At 69.1% G+C, this 14,039-nt stretch carries 13 protein-coding genes; 7 read left to right on the top strand and 6 right to left on the bottom strand.

Going from position 1 to position 14,039, the window contains the following annotated elements; all coding sequences use genetic code 11:
• Positions 1 to 1,542, top strand: coding sequence for a methyl-accepting chemotaxis protein (locus tag FHT37_RS25600; RefSeq protein ID WP_221210938.1), 1,542 nt, complete (start codon positions 1 to 3; stop codon positions 1,540 to 1,542).
• A 17-nt stretch (positions 1,543 to 1,559) separates the two neighbouring features.
• Here the strand turns inward: FHT37_RS25600 and minE are convergent, their stop codons facing one another.
• The 3 genes from minE to minC form a co-directional block, all read right to left on the bottom strand.
• Positions 1,560 to 1,823 (bottom strand): cell division topological specificity factor MinE, encoded by a 264-nt coding sequence (minE, locus tag FHT37_RS00690; protein ID WP_091722568.1) that lies wholly within the window; start codon positions 1,821 to 1,823, stop codon positions 1,560 to 1,562.
• 18 nt (positions 1,824 to 1,841) lie between these two features.
• Entirely contained in the window at positions 1,842 to 2,654 is an 813-nt protein-coding gene (gene minD / locus FHT37_RS00685; RefSeq protein WP_091722564.1) for a septum site-determining protein MinD, read from the bottom strand.
• 131 nt (positions 2,655 to 2,785) lie between these two features.
• Positions 2,786 to 3,754: a septum site-determining protein MinC gene (minC, locus tag FHT37_RS00680; protein ID WP_091722561.1), complete on the bottom strand. Its 969-nt coding sequence runs from the start codon at positions 3,752 to 3,754 to the stop codon at positions 2,786 to 2,788.
• Positions 3,755 to 4,678: 924 nt separating this feature from the next.
• Here minC and FHT37_RS00675 point away from each other — a divergent pair.
• From FHT37_RS00675 to FHT37_RS00660, 4 genes are all read left to right on the top strand, one after another.
• Positions 4,679 to 5,662: a bile acid:sodium symporter family protein gene (locus FHT37_RS00675; RefSeq protein WP_183478493.1), complete on the top strand. Its 984-nt coding sequence runs from the start codon at positions 4,679 to 4,681 to the stop codon at positions 5,660 to 5,662.
• A gap of 79 nt (positions 5,663 to 5,741) precedes the next feature.
• Positions 5,742 to 7,787, top strand: a complete 2,046-nt coding sequence (gene metG, locus FHT37_RS00670; protein ID WP_183478492.1) for a methionine--tRNA ligase — start codon at positions 5,742 to 5,744, stop codon at positions 7,785 to 7,787.
• A gap of 70 nt (positions 7,788 to 7,857) precedes the next feature.
• A complete protein-coding gene (locus FHT37_RS00665; RefSeq protein ID WP_091722552.1) occupies positions 7,858 to 8,061 on the top strand; it encodes a DUF3460 family protein in 204 nt (67 codons plus the stop codon).
• Positions 8,062 to 8,135: 74 nt separating this feature from the next.
• Complete coding sequence (locus tag FHT37_RS00660) at positions 8,136 to 8,978, top strand: ScpA family protein (RefSeq protein ID WP_091725015.1); 843 nt, start codon at positions 8,136 to 8,138, stop codon at positions 8,976 to 8,978.
• A 156-nt stretch (positions 8,979 to 9,134) separates the two neighbouring features.
• On the opposite strand, the gene FHT37_RS00655 is transcribed toward FHT37_RS00660, so the two are convergent.
• From FHT37_RS00655 to FHT37_RS00645, 3 genes are all read right to left on the bottom strand, one after another.
• Positions 9,135 to 9,878, bottom strand: a complete 744-nt coding sequence (locus FHT37_RS00655) for a response regulator transcription factor (RefSeq protein ID WP_091722549.1) — start codon at positions 9,876 to 9,878, stop codon at positions 9,135 to 9,137.
• 303 nt (positions 9,879 to 10,181) lie between these two features.
• The gene (locus FHT37_RS00650; RefSeq protein WP_091722545.1) at positions 10,182 to 10,634 is read right to left on the bottom strand and encodes a MaoC family dehydratase; all 453 of its coding nucleotides are present in this window, start codon (positions 10,632 to 10,634) and stop codon (positions 10,182 to 10,184) included.
• A gap of 69 nt (positions 10,635 to 10,703) precedes the next feature.
• Entirely contained in the window at positions 10,704 to 11,366 is a 663-nt protein-coding gene (locus FHT37_RS00645) for a ParA family protein (RefSeq protein WP_183478491.1), read from the bottom strand.
• A gap of 61 nt (positions 11,367 to 11,427) precedes the next feature.
• Here FHT37_RS00645 and FHT37_RS00640 point away from each other — a divergent pair, with 61 nt between their 5' ends.
• Both FHT37_RS00640 and kefC read left to right on the top strand, forming a co-directional pair.
• On the top strand, positions 11,428 to 12,048 hold the full coding sequence (locus FHT37_RS00640) for an NAD(P)H-dependent oxidoreductase (protein ID WP_255489460.1): 621 nt from the start codon (positions 11,428 to 11,430) through the stop codon (positions 12,046 to 12,048).
• Positions 12,048 to 14,030 carry a glutathione-regulated potassium-efflux system protein KefC gene (gene kefC, locus FHT37_RS00635; RefSeq protein ID WP_255489459.1) on the top strand — a complete coding sequence of 661 codons (1,983 nt, stop codon included), beginning with the start codon at positions 12,048 to 12,050 and terminating at the stop codon, positions 14,028 to 14,030. Before FHT37_RS00640 ends, kefC begins: the two co-directional genes overlap by 1 nt.
• Positions 14,031 to 14,039: the final 9 nt, after the last annotated feature.

Below are 14,039 nucleotides of genomic sequence, written 5' to 3'. Positions count from 1 at the left end.
ATGCGGCTCAACGACCTCCCCCTGGCCAGCAAGATCAACGGCGCGATCGTGCTGCTGATCCTGGCGATGCTCGTGGTGGGCTCGCTCACGCTCTGGCGCAACGACCGGATCGCGAGCGAGGCGACGGCGGCGACCGACGACGCGCAGGACCTCATCCGCAAGTCGGTGCAGTGGCAAGGCATGACGCAGACGGCGGTGGCCCGCAGCATGGCCAGCGCGATCAGCTCCGACCCGGCGGTGGGCGAGCTCTTCAAGGCCAACATCGCCAACGACGCGCCCGCGGTGGCCAAGCTGCGTGAGCAGATCGCCGCGCAGGCGCAGCGGCCGGAGGACCAGGCCAAGCTCAAGGAGATCGTCGGCCTGGGTCAGGCGCTGCTGGCGGCCAGCAAGAAGGCGCGCGAGGCCGGCGCCGCCGGCGACTGGAGCGCCACCAGCCGCATCGTGCAGAACGAGTACGCGCCGGCGGTGAAGCTTTACCTGGACGCGATCGGGCAGTTCGTCGCGATGCAGGAGGCGCGTGCGGCGCAGGCGCGGCAGACGGCGGCGCAGGCACGCGCATCGCTGCGATGGCAGGCGGCCATCGGCGCGCTCGTCATCGCGGCGGTGGGCCTGTTCACCGCATGGCTGCTGATCCGCGCGATCGTCCAGCCGATGGCGCAGGCGGTGAAGATCGCAGAGGCGGTGGCCGGCGGCGACCTGCGCTCCGACATCCGGGCCGACAGCCGCGACGAGACCGGCCAGTTGCTGGGCGCGCTGCAGCGCATGAACCAGAGCCTCACCGGCATCGTCGGCCAAGTGCGCCTGAGCAGCGACTCCATCGCCACCGGCACCGGCGAGATCGCCAGCGGCAACGCCGACCTGTCGCAGCGCACCGAGGAGCAGGCGGCCAACCTCGAGCAGACGGCGGCGTCGATGGAGCAGCTCACCGCGACGGTGAAGCAGAACGCCGAGACCGCGCGCACGGCGACGCAGCTGGCGCAGACGGCCTCGACGGTGGCGGCCGAGGGCGGCCAGGCGGTGCAGGAGGTGGTCGCGGTGATGCGGCAGATCGACGAGAGCTCGCGCCGCATCACCGACATCATCGGCACCATCGACGGCATCGCCTTCCAGACCAACATCCTGGCCCTGAATGCGGCGGTGGAGGCGGCGCGCGCCGGCGAGCAGGGGCGCGGTTTCGCGGTGGTGGCCAGCGAGGTGCGCGCGCTGGCGCAGCGCAGCGCGGCGGCGGCCAAGGAGATCAAGGGGCTGATCGGCGACAGCGGCGCGCGGGTCGATGCGGGCTCGCGGCTCGCAGGCTCGGCGGGCGAGACGATGGGTCAGATCGTCGAGCAGGTGAAGCGGGTTTCCGACCTCATCGCCGAGATCAGCGCGGCGAGCGCCGAGCAGAGCCAGGGCATCGACCAGATCGGCGACGCGATCGCGCAGCTGGACCAGGTGACGCAGCAGAACGCCGCGCTCGTCGAGCAATCGGCCGCCGCCGCCGAGAGCCTGAAGCAGCAGGCCACGCACCTGAACCAGGCCGTCGCCGTCTTCAGGCTCTAGCGGGCGGGGCCAGGCGCTCAGGCCTTGCGGATCTCCGGCAGCTCGATCTTGACCTCGAGCACCTCGAGGTCGTCCTGCCGCTCCATGTGGACCTTGATGTCGTCCGGATTGATGGAGACGTACTTCGAGATCACCGCCAGCAGCTCGCGCTGCAGCTGCGGCAGGTAGTCGGGGCTCGCGCCGCGACCATTGCGTTCATGGGCGAGGATCAACTGCAGGCGCTCCTTGGCGACGCTGGCGGTGCTTTTCTTCTCGCCCAGGAAGAAGGACATGAATCCCATGGTTTCTCCCGGTGGATGTCAGCGGCTGAACAGGCGCTTGAAGAAGCCCGGCTTGACGGCCTCGACGAAGCGCATCGGCTTGTCCTCGCCGAGGAAGCGCGCGATGACGTCCGAGTAGGCCTCGGCCACATCGGTGCCCTTCATGTGGATCGCCGGCAGGCCCTGGTTGGACGCCTGCAGCACGACCTCGCTCTCCGGGATCACGCCGATCAGCGGCGTGCGCAGGATCTCGTGGATGTCCTCCAGCGACAGCATCTGCCCGCCCTCGACCCGGTTGGGGTTGTAGCGGGTGATCAACAGGTGTTCCTTGACGGGCTCCTTGCCCTCGATCGCGCGCTTGGTCTTGCTGTTGAGCATGCCCAGGATGCGATCGCTGTCGCGCACCGAGGAGACCTCGGGGTTGGTCACCACCAGCGCCTCGTCGGCGTAGTGCATGGCCATCAGCGCGCCGGTCTCGATGCCGGCCGGCGAGTCGCAGACGATGTAGTCGAACTCCATCGCCTTGAGCTCCTCGAGCACGCGCTCGACGCCTTCCTGCTTGAGCGCGTCCTTGTCGCGCGTCTGCGAGGCCGCGAGGATGAACAGCTTGTCCAGCTGCTTGTCCTTGATCAGCGCCTGGCCGAGCTTGACCTCCTCGTTGATCACGTTGATCAGGTCGTAGACCACGCGGCGCTCGCAACCCATGATCAGGTCGAGGTTGCGCAGGCCGACGTCGAAGTCGATCACCGCGGTCTTGTAGCCGCGCATCGCGAGGCCGGTGGCGAAGCTGGCGCTGGTCGTGGTCTTGCCCACGCCGCCCTTGCCGGAGGTCACCACAACGATCTTGGTCATGGGTCGAGGTCCTTTCAATGTGTCGGTCGCTGTCGTCGCAGCTCAAGCGTCATCGGTGCGGCGGTCGCGGGGACCGCCGCCCATGTCGGGGGAAATCAAGGGGGCCGCAAGCGGCTGGCGCCCGGGATGGTTCATGCGCCCAGCGGCTCCATCAGGAGCTTCTCGCCGTCGAGCCGGACCTGCGCCGCCTTGCCGCGCACGTTGTCGGGCAGCGGGTTCTCGCTGGTGCGGTAGATGCCGGCGATGGCGATCAGCTCGGCCTCGAGCTGCTGCGCGAAGATCCGAGCCTGCGCGTTGCCGCGCGCGCCCGCGATCGCCTTGCCGCGCAGCGGCGCGTAGACGTGGATGCTGCCGTCGGCGATGACCTCGGCGCCGTGGTTCACCGCCGCCAGCACGACCAGGTCGGCGCCCTTGGCGTAGACCTGCTGGCCCGAGCGCAGCGGTTTGTCGACGTAGACGGTCGGCGCGGCCTGCGCGGGCACCGCCACCTCGACCTGGCGCTCGACCACCACTTCCTTGACGACCTGCTGCACGACCTTCTGCACCCGCGGCTCGCGTTCGGCGCGCACCGGCTCGTCGGGCGCCTCGGCCAGGCCCAGCCCAGCCGCCTGCGCCAGTTCCGCCGCGTTGGCGCCGACCACGCCGACCGGCTGCAACCGGTGGCGGCGCAGTAGCGGCAGCAGCGCGGCGAGGTCCACGCGCGCAACCGGGGTGGTCGACGGGGTGGTCGACGGGGCGTCGGCGGGCGACTCGGTCGGGGCGTCGTCCAGGCTCAACTGGCCTTGGGCCTCGCTCGCGGCGGTGCTGGCCTCCTCGGCGCCGACCACGGCGTCGGCCACGCTGTCAGCCACGGGCGCGGATCGGGTCTCGGCCGCGTCGATCGCCGGCAGCTGGCTCAGGTCCAGCAGCAAGGGGTCGTGATGGAAGGCGTCGGGCGTTTCGCCCAGCTTCGCGGTCAGCTCCTGGTCGAGCGCGGCCGGATCGGCCGTCTTCAGGACGAGGGCGAGCAGGCTCAGCGAGGCGCTCTTCAGTTCAAAAAGTTCCGGAGTCTTGCCGGCGGCCGACCGCCCCGACAGATTGCCCGCCACTGCCTGCGTCATGAAAAATTTGGGGGATGCGTTTGCAAAGTCGCGGATTTTAGCGGTGCGCCGAGGCCCTCCTTTTAGGGGCCTGCCCAGGCTGCATCGGCCCGCGAGCCGTCATGCGGGCTTCAGCCGCTGTCATCCGGCGCCGCGCGCGCTGTCACATCGGGCCGACGCTGCCTCGATTTCGAGCAGACCACTGGAACACCACGTGTGACAAGCACTTGCAAGCGCCGTCGCCAGGAGACACACATGCTTGTCCACAGGAGGCGGGGATAGATCCCTCCTCCGGCGGAGGCCGATGGCGACTGACGGGTCGCCTCTTCCAGCGTCACCGACGTGTTGTCAACCCAAAAATCGTGGATGCGGGGCTTGACTTATCCCCATTGAGGCGCTCTCGCGATTCGTCGAACCGCCCTGCTGCGGCGCAGCAGGCGTGACCTGCCAGTCGTCGCTAAGTCATTGATTCATATGACGCGTTTTCGCCTGCCCAGAAAAGAGGCACGGAACCTCAGGCGACCGTCGATCAAGGGTTTAGAGCGCTCGCGGATGGGTTTCCCACAAAGTTATCCACAGCGCCGGTGGATAGTTTCCGGGGGTCTTTCAAATCAACGCCTTAGCGGGAATCCTTGAACCGGCGGACGAGGTCCGACACCCCACCGGCGAGGGACCTGCGGGGCGGACCGGACCGCAAATGGGCGTGGCGCCGTTACAAGTCGGTCGGTCCAGTTCGCGCCGCCGACCGATCGTGTCGTGCGATTGCCGTCATGGAGGCACCGGCATGCGTCACGAATCCGACATCCGGGGCGCCCAGCGTTCGGGCGGGCGGTGAAATCGGCCACCGAGCCAGCCTGAAGACAGGTGGGCAAGCTGCGGTCCCGCTAGAGTCCCTGTTTTCCCCATTGGGGACGACAGGCCGGCCGCGCCGGTGAAAGGTTGGGAATGGGCATCCGGTCCTGGGTCCGAAAGGAATGGTTCCTGCTGGCGCTGGTCGGCGCGGTGGCGCTCGCCAGCGCCTGGCCGGACCTGGGCCGCAGCGGCGGCTGGTTGCGGCTGGAAGTCGTCAGCAACTGGGGCGTGGCGCTGGTGTTCTTCCTGACCGGCCTCGGACTGTCCACCGCCGCGCTGCGCGACGGCGCGCTCAAGTGGCGCGTCCACGTGCTGGTGCAGCTGAGCACCTACGCGCTCTTCCCGCTGCTGTGGTGGGGCTTCACCGCCCTGTTCGGCCGCTGGCTGCCGCCCGACCTGGCGCTGGGCTTCGCCTACCTGTGCGCGCTGCCATCGACGATCTCGTCCTCGGTCGCGATGACGGTGCTGGCCAAGGGCAACGTGCCGGCCGCGATCTTCAACGCCAGCGTCTCCAGCCTGCTGGGCATCGTGCTCACGCCGCTGCTGGTGGCGGTGATGGCGGGCACCAGCGGCGCGACGCTGCCCTTCGGCGAGGCGGTCTGGAAGCTCACCCAGCTGCTGCTGCTCCCGCTGGTGGCCGGCCAGTTGCTGCGGCCGCTGCTGCTGGGTTTCCACACGCGCCACAAGTCCCGCATCTCGCTGGTCGACCGCTGGGTGATCATCCTGCTGGTGCTGTCGGCCTTCAGCGACTCGGTCGCCTCGGGCCTGTGGCGCGACCATGGCGCGGAGCTGCTGGTCAAGGCGGCGCTCGGCGCCGCGCTGTTCCTCGGCGCGGTGATCGTGCTGAGCCGCCTGGCGGCGCGCGCGATGGGGCTGCCGGTGGAGGACGAGATCGCCGCGGTCTTCTGCGGTTCCAAGAAGACGCTGGCCTCGGGCGTGCCGATGGCCAAGCTGCTGTTCGGCGCGCATCCGGCGGTGGGCGTGATCGTCCTGCCGATCATGTTCTATCACCAGCTGCAGCTGATCTTGTGCTCATGGCTCGCCCAGCGTTACGCGGCCCGCGCTTCCGACGCCTAAAATCGCCGGTTCCCCCGGACGCCGCCGATTGGGCATTTCGCCCGACTGCGCCCGGCGGGACCACCGCCCCCATCGCGCCATGACACGCAAGCTCTTCGTCACCACCGCCCTTCCCTACGCCAATGCGAACTTCCACATTGGCCACATCATGGAATACACCCAGGCCGACATCTGGGTGCGCTTCCAGCGGATGCAGGGCAGCGAGGTGCACTTCGTCTGCGCCGACGACGCGCACGGCGCGCCGATCATGATCGCAGCGGAAAAGGCGGGCAAGAGCCCGCAGCAGTTCGTGGCCGACATCGCCTCGGGCCGCCAGAAGTACCTGGACGGCTTCCACATCAGCTTCGACAACTGGCACTCGACCGACGGCGCCGAGAACCACGAGCTGTCCAAGGAGATCTACAAGGCGCTGCGCGCCAACGAGCTGATCTCGGTGAAGACGATCGAGCAGTTCTTCGATCCGCAGAAGTCGATGTTCCTGCCCGACCGCTTCATCAAGGGCGAGTGCCCGAAGTGCGGCGCCAAGGACCAGTACGGCGACTCCTGCGAGGTCTGCGGCGCGGTCTACACGCCGACCGAGCTGAAGAACCCGTTCTCGGTGCTGACCGGCGCGACGCCGGTGATGAAGAGCTCGGAGCACTACTTCTTCAAGCTGTCCGACCCGCGTTGCGTCGAGTTCCTCGAGCAGTGGACGCAGGCGCCGGGCCGGCTGCAGCCGGAAGTGCTCAACAAGATCAAGGAATGGTTCGCCAAGGACGAGGACGGCAACGGCGGCCTGGGCGACTGGGACATCAGCCGTGACGCGCCCTACTTCGGCATCGAGATCCCCGACGCGCCGGGCAAGTACTTCTACGTCTGGCTGGATGCGCCGATCGGCTACCTGGCCTCGCTCAAGAACTACTTCGCCAAGACGGGCCGCGACTTCGACGCGTTCGTGAAGGACGAGTCGACCGAGCAGATCCACTTCATCGGCAAGGACATCACCTATTTCCACACGCTGTTCTGGCCGGCGATGCTGCATTTCAGCGGCCGCAAGACGCCCAACCATGTGTATGTGCATGGCTTCCTGACCGTCAACGGCGGCGAGAAGATGTCCAAGAGCCGCGGCACCGGCCTGGATCCGCTGAAGTACCTGTCGCTGGGCATGAACCCCGAGTGGCTGCGCTACTACCTGGCCGCCAAGCTCAACAGCAAGGTCGAGGACGTCGACTTCAATCCCGACGACTTCGTCGCCCGCGTCAACTCGGACCTGGTCGGCAAGTACATCAACATCGCCAGCCGCGCGGCGGGTTTCCTGTCCAAGCGCTTCGGCGGCCAGTTGTCGGCCGACGTCGGCGTCGAGGGCCTGACGCTGCTGGACGCCCTGCGCGAGCACAAGGGCACGATCGTCGAGCTCTACGAGACCCGCGAGTTCGGCAAGGCGCTGCGCGAGATCATGCTGCTGGCCGACCGCGTCAACGAGTACGTGGACCAGAACAAGCCCTGGGAGCTGGCCAAGCTCGAGGGCAAGGATCAGGTGCTGCAGGACGTCTGCACCGTCTGCATCGAGGCCTTCCGCCTGCTCTCCATCTACCTGAAGCCGGTGCTGCCGGCGCTGGTGGCCAAGGTGGAGACCTTCCTGCAGGTCGCGCCGATGAGCTTCGCCGATGCCGACCGCACGCTCGGCGGCCACCGCATCGGCGGCTACGAGCACCTGATGCAGCGTGTCGACCCGAAGCTGCTGGAGGCGCTGTTCGAGCCGCCCGCGCCGCCCCAGGTCGTGCCCGGTGGCGAGGCGCTCGCGCCCGAGATCAAGATCGACGACTTCGCGAAGGTCGACTTGCGCATCGCGAAGATCGTCAAAGCCGAGCTGGTCGAGGGGTCGGACAAACTGCTGCGCCTGACGCTGGACGCCGGCGAGGGCCGGCTGCGCAACGTCTTCAGCGGGATCCGCAGCGCCTACCAGCCGGAGCAGCTCGCGGGCAAGCTCACCGTCATGGTCGCGAACCTGGCGCCGCGCAAGATGAAGTTCGGCGTCTCCGAGGGCATGGTGCTGGCCGCCAGCCACGCCGACGAAAAGGCCCACCCCGGCATCTTCGTGCTGGAGCCCTTCCCGGGCGCCCAGCCCGGCATGCGCGTGCGTTGAGCACGGCCTGCGCCGCGACCGACCGCCTAGAATCCGCCCCAGTTTTCGAATCCCCGATCAAGAGACGACCATGCCGCTGTTCTGGAAGAAATACGAATCCGAAGCCACGCAGTTCATCAATGAGCTGAAGGCCAAGAAGCCCACGCTGGAAGCCGAACAGCGCGCCGGCCGCGCGCTGCTGTGGGACCGGGAGCAGGACCGCCAGGCCCAGGCCGGCTACAACCAGGCCCGCGTGTCCCAGCAGCCTTACGTCTACCAGACCAAGTCCGAGTAAGCCGCCGGCCCGCCGTCGCCACGCCGAGCCGCGTTCCCCGCGTGAGCCACGCCGACGATTCCTCGGACACCGCCCTGACGCTGCCGGACACCCCGGTGGATCAGGGCGGTGACGCTTCCACGCCCGAGACGGTCGATCACGTCGCCGTCGCGCGGCTGTATGGCGAGCCGCTGTTCGCCTTGCCGCAGGACCTCTACATCCCGCCGGACGCGCTGGAGGTGTTCCTCGAGGCCTTCCAAGGGCCGCTGGACCTGCTGCTGTACCTGATCCGCAAGCAGAACTTCAACATCCTCGACATCCCGCTGGCCGAGGTCACGAAGCAGTATCTGAGCTACGTCGAGCAGCTGCGCAAGCACAACCTCGAGCTGGCCAGCGAATACCTGCTGATGGCCGCGATGCTGATCGAGATCAAGTCGCGGATGCTGCTGCCGCCCAAGAAGACCGATGACGGCGCCGAGCCCGAGGACCCGCGGGCCGAGCTGGTGCGGCGCCTGCTCGAGTACGAGCAGATGAAGCAGGCCGCGCTGCGCCTGGACCAGATGCCGGTGCTGGGCCGGGACTTCCTGCGGGCGCAAATCCACATCGAGCAGTCGCTGGCGCCGCGACTGCCGGACGTCAACGTCGACGACCTGCGCGCGGCCTGGGCCGAGCTGATGCGCCGCGCCAAGCTGAGCCAGCACCACAAGATCTCCCGCGAGCAGCTGTCGGTGCGCGAGTACATGTCGCACCTGCTGCGCAAGCTGCAGGGGCAGCGCTTCGTCGAATTCGAGGACCTGTTCGAGCTGGACAAGGGCTCGCAGGTGCTGGTGGTGTCCTTCATCGCGATGCTCGAGCTGGCGCGGGAGCGCCTGGTCGAGATCACGCAGGCCGAGGCCTTCGCGCCGATCTACGTGCGGCTGGCCTACTCGCCGAGCTGAGGGCCGCCGGATCGCGGCGTCCGTGTCGGCGCGGGCCTCGCGGTGCGAGGCGATGGATCGCCGGGATCGCCGTCACCGCTGGCGCCGAGTGCCGGCCTCCAGAATGCAGAACGCCGGGACAAGCCCGGCGTTGCAGGGGAGGCGCACGTGCCGCGTTCAGCGGAAGGTGGTGAACGCCGCGTTGGGCTGGCGCTGCACCATCTGGCCCACCGCCAGCACGGCCTGCGTGCGGGAGCTGACGCCCAGCGCCTTCAGCACCGCCGCGACGTGGTCCTTGATCGTCTCCACCGACACGCCCAATTCGCGCGCGATGATCTTGTTCGGTTTGCCCTGGAGCAGCAGCGCCAGCACGTCGGTCTGGCGCGGCGTCAGCTGCAGGCTTTCGAGGCCCGCGGTGGTCTGGTACCCGGCCTGGCTGGCCAGCGCCTGGACCTGGTGCAGCCTCGAGTTGCCGTGCGCCGCGCTCTCGGCGACGGCCACCGGTTCCGGCTCCGGCGCGCTGTCCGAGCCCAGCGACATCGGCGGCACGTAGATGCCGCCCGACATCACCAGCTTCAGCGCCTGGGCCAGCACGTCGTTGCCGGTGCGTTTGGGGATGAAGCCCATCGCGCCCTGGTCGATCGCGCGGATCACGTCGCTGGCGCGGTCGGAGGCGGAAATCACCACCACGGGCAGCGCCGGGTACTGGGAGCGGAACTCCTCCAGCACGTCGAAGCCGCTGGCATCGCCCAGGTTCAGGTCCAGCAGCACCAGGTCGAAGTCCTGGCGCGCCTTGAGCGTGTCGCGGGCTTGAGCCGCGCTGTCGGCGCCCAGCACCTGAACGTCTTCGCCCAGACCTTGAATCACAGTCTGGAGCGCGGCCAGGATCAGCGGGTGATCGTCGATCAGCAGAACCCTCACGGGCGTGTCTCCTTGGATGGTCGGACTGCGGCGACAGGCTTCCTGGCCCGCCGTCCCGAATGACTTTTGAACTAGGGCGCGATCATAGGCGTGCCCTCAGCCACCGGCACTCCCCCTTACGGTGGCATCGCTACCCATAGAAAGTTCTATTGGCAAACCAAAAATTCTTTATTCGCCCACCGAGTGTCTGGCCGTGACAGCACCGCATCGAGTGTGACAGCCGAAAAAACGCGCTTCGGAAATGATCGAAATGCCACGCCGGGGCGATTGGCGCCCGCGGTCGTCGGGCGCCTGCTGTGCGCGTCAGCGGTACTGCCGGGTCAACGATTCGGCGATGCAGACCGGCTTGCCGCCGGCCTCGCGCTCGACGGTGACCTCGACCATCATCTGCACCCCGCCCTCGATGAGCTCCAGCCGCTTGAGCACGAAACGCCCGCGCAGCCGGCTGTCGACCGGCACCGGCGCCGGGAAGCGCACCCGGTCCAGGCCGTAGTTGATGCCCATCCGGACCTCCCTCACCCGAAAGGCGGTCTCATAGAAGCGCGGCAGCAGGCTGAGCGTCAGGAAACCGTGCGCGATGGTGGTGCCGAAGGGGCCGGCGGCCGCGCGGGCCGGGTCGGTGTGGATCCACTGCTGGTCCTCGGTGGCATCGGCGAAGGCCTGGATGCGGGGCTGATCCACCGCGATCCAGTCGGACACGCCGATCTCCTGCCCCACCAGGGGCGCCAGGTCTTCCAGCTTCTCGAACATCCGCATCCCGGTCTCCTCTTGTTCCGACGTGATTCCGATGGGGTCGGCGCCGGCGGGAGCGGGCGGACGCCGGCGTCAGTCCTTGCCGTCCTTCCCGTTCTTGACCGGCCGCTCCAGCCAGGCGCACAGGCCTTCCCACTGCGCCAGATCGCGGGCGACGCGGCCCGGGGCGATGTCCCAGAGCGTCAAGCCGCGGGCGGCCAGCTGCACGTAGTTCTGGGTGTCGCGCAGCTCGGCCAGCAGCGGCAGCCGGAGCTGCTCGATGAACTGGTGCAGTTGCTGCTGCGACAGCGTCCCCTCGCGCACCCGCATCGCCACCAGGGCGATGTCGGGCCTGCCGGCCGGCCCGTCGCGATCCCGGGCCGCATCTTGCAGTTCGCGGACGAAGTCGTATGTCGCCTGGATGTCAAACAGGCTGGGTTGCAGCGGCACGAGCACCCGGTCGGACACCTTCAGCGCCTGAGCCAGCTTCTTCCCGTGGAGTCCGGCGGGGGTGTCGAGCACCGCGTGCGACACCCCCTTGGGGGTGCGCAGCTGGTCGGCGGACGCCAGTTCCCATCCGCGGATCGCCGGCAGCGCGGCGGGTCGCTGCGCCAGCCAGCGGGCCGAGGATTGCTGCCGGTCGATGTCGCCCAGCATGACCGCATGGCCGCGATGGGCCAGGAAGCCCGCGAGGTTGCTCGCGAGCGTGCTCTTGCCAACGCCGCCCTTGGGGTTGGCGACCAGGATCACCGGCATGGCCTCTCCTCTCCTCGATGAGGTGCGCGGGATGTTATGCGATACCGCAAAATCCGCCGCCATGAGCGCCCCTCCGTCCATCCTCCTCCTGGCCGCGCACCCGGACCTCGCCCATTCCCGCGTCACGCGGGCGATGCTGTCCGCGGCCCAGGGCCTGTCCAACGTCCACGTGCGCGACCTCTACGCGCTCTATCCCGATTACGCGATCGACACCCCGGCCGAGCAGGAGGCGCTGCGCGACGCCGAACTGCTGGTCTGGCTGCACCCGCTGCACTGGTACGGCATGCCGGCGCTGATGAAGCTGTGGGTGGACGAGGTGCTGAGCGTCGGTTTCGCCTATGGCCAGACCGGCCACGCGCTGCACGGCAAGGACCTGTGGCTGGTGACCTCGGCCGGCGGCAGCGCGCACTCCTACAGTGCCGACGGCTACAACCGCCATCCGGTCGGCGACTTCCTGCTGCCCTACGCCCAGACGGCCGCGCTGTGCGGCATGCGCTTCCTGCCGCCGCTGGTGCTGCACGGTGCGCAGAAGGCCAGCGCGGAGCAGGTCCAGGCTCATGTCCAGGCCTTCGTCGACGGCCTGCGCGCGCTGCCCGAGTGGTGCGAGCGCCAGCCCGAGCCCGCCCAGGAGGCGGTGCCCGACGACGAGCGCCCGGTGCGCGAGGAAGGAGCGCCGGTCTGATGGACATCGCTTCCCCGATGGCCGCGGCCTCCGCCGCGATGGGCGCCGCTTCCGCCGCCGCTTCTGCTGCCGTGACCTCCGCCGTGAGCACCACCGACGCGGCGGCCCACGGCGCGCACGGCAACTGGCTGCTCACGCCGCTGGTGCTGCTGAGCGCCGCGGTGCTCGCGGTGCCGCTGGCGCGCGGCCTGAAACTGGGCTCGATCCTGGGTTACCTCGTCGCCGGCGTGCTGCTCGGGCCGCAGGTGCTCGGGCTGATCAGCCAGCCCGCCACGGTCCTGGAGATCGGCGAGTTCGGCGTCGTGCTGATGATGTTCCTGGTCGGCCTGGAACTGGAGCCCAAGCGGCTGTGGGCGATGCGCCGGCCGATCTTCGGCTGGGGTTCGGCGCAGATGCTGGGCTGCGCGGCGCTGCTGCTGATCCCCTCCTTCTTCCTCGATGCCGACTGGCATGCCGCCGTGATCGCGGCGCTCGGCCTGGCGATGTCGTCGACGGCGGTGGCGCTGGCCACGCTCAGCGAGAAGAACCTGGGCAACACCCGCGCCGGGCAGAGCGTCATCAGCGTGGCGCTGCTGCAAGACATCGCCGCGATCCCGGTGCTGGCGCTGGTGCCCATCCTGGCCAGCCAGGGCCGGCCCGCCGGCGGCCACTCGGGCGGCAGGATCTGGCTGGCGCTGGGCGCGCTGGTGCTCATCGTGCTCGGCGGACGCCTGCTGCTGCGTCCGCTGCTGCGCTGGATCGCGCGCAGCGGCACGCCGGAGATCTTCACCGCCGCCTCGCTGCTGCTGGTGCTGGCGGCGGCGATGCTGATGCAGAAGGCCGGGCTGTCGATGGCGCTGGGCGCCTTCGCCGCCGGCGTGCTGCTGGCCGAAAGCGAGTACCGCCGCGCCCTCGAGGCCGACCTGGAGCCCTTCAAGGGCCTGCTGCTGGGCATGTTCTTCATCGCGGTCGGCATGGGCCTGGACCTGACGGTGCTGTGGCACAAGCCGCTGGCGGTGCTGGGCCTGCTGACCGCGCTGTGGCTGTGCAAGGGCCTCGTGCTCACGGTGCTGGGCCGGGCGATGGGCCTGCCCAAGCCGGAGCGCGCGGTCTTCGTCATCCTGCTGGCGCAGGGCGGTGAATTCGGCTTCGTCGTCTTCCAGCTCGCCGAGCAGGCCACGCTGCTGGACGCGGCGCAGCGCTCGGTGCTGGTGGCGGCGGTGGCGCTCTCGCTGGCGCTCACCCCGGCGCTGCTGGCCTGGGCGCAGCGGCGTGCCGGGCAGGTCGAGCGCAAGTCGCCGCACGAGCTCACCGAGCCGCAGGACTCGCAGGTCATCATCGCGGGCTTCGGCCGCTACGGGCAGATCGTGGGCCGGATGCTCTTCGCCAACGGCATCTCGGCGACCGTGCTCGACCATGATGCCGACACCGTCGAATCGCTGCGGCGCTTCGGCTGGCGCGTCTTCTGGGGCGACGCCACGCGGCTGGAGCTGCTGCGCATCGCCGGCGCCGAGCGCGCGCACGTGCTGGTGCTGGCGGTCGACGACTTCAACCACAGCGTCAAGATCGCCGAGATCGCGCGGCAGCACTTCCCGCACCTGACCATCGTGGCGCGGGCGCGCAACGTCCAGCACTACTACGCGCTGCGCGAACTGGGCGTCGAGCTCATCGAGCGCGAGACGCTGGACTCCGCGCTCATGAGCGGGCGCAGCGTGCTGCAGCAGCTCGGTTGGGAACCGCACGCGGCGCGGCAGATGGCCTGGCGCTTCCGGCGCCACTCCGTCGAGCAGACCGAGGCGATGCGCCCCCACCGTGGCGACCTGGACACGCTGATCGCGATGTCCAAGCGCGGCCGCGAGCAGCTGGAGGAGCGCCTGGCGGCAGAGCGCAAGGCGCTGGCCGAGGGCAAGGGCCGCAACCCGTGGCAGGAGCCGCACCTGGCGCCGGGCACGGCGCCGGTGCCGGCCGGCGCTCCCGATCAGCCCCAGCCGGGCAAGGCCTGAGGCCTGCGG

The organism is Mitsuaria sp. BK037 (genome assembly GCF_014193045.1).
Classification (GTDB): domain Bacteria; phylum Pseudomonadota; class Gammaproteobacteria; order Burkholderiales; family Burkholderiaceae_C; genus Roseateles.
The sequence above is the reverse complement of the archived record's forward strand: the minus strand, read 5'-3'. Positions and strand labels throughout refer to the sequence as shown.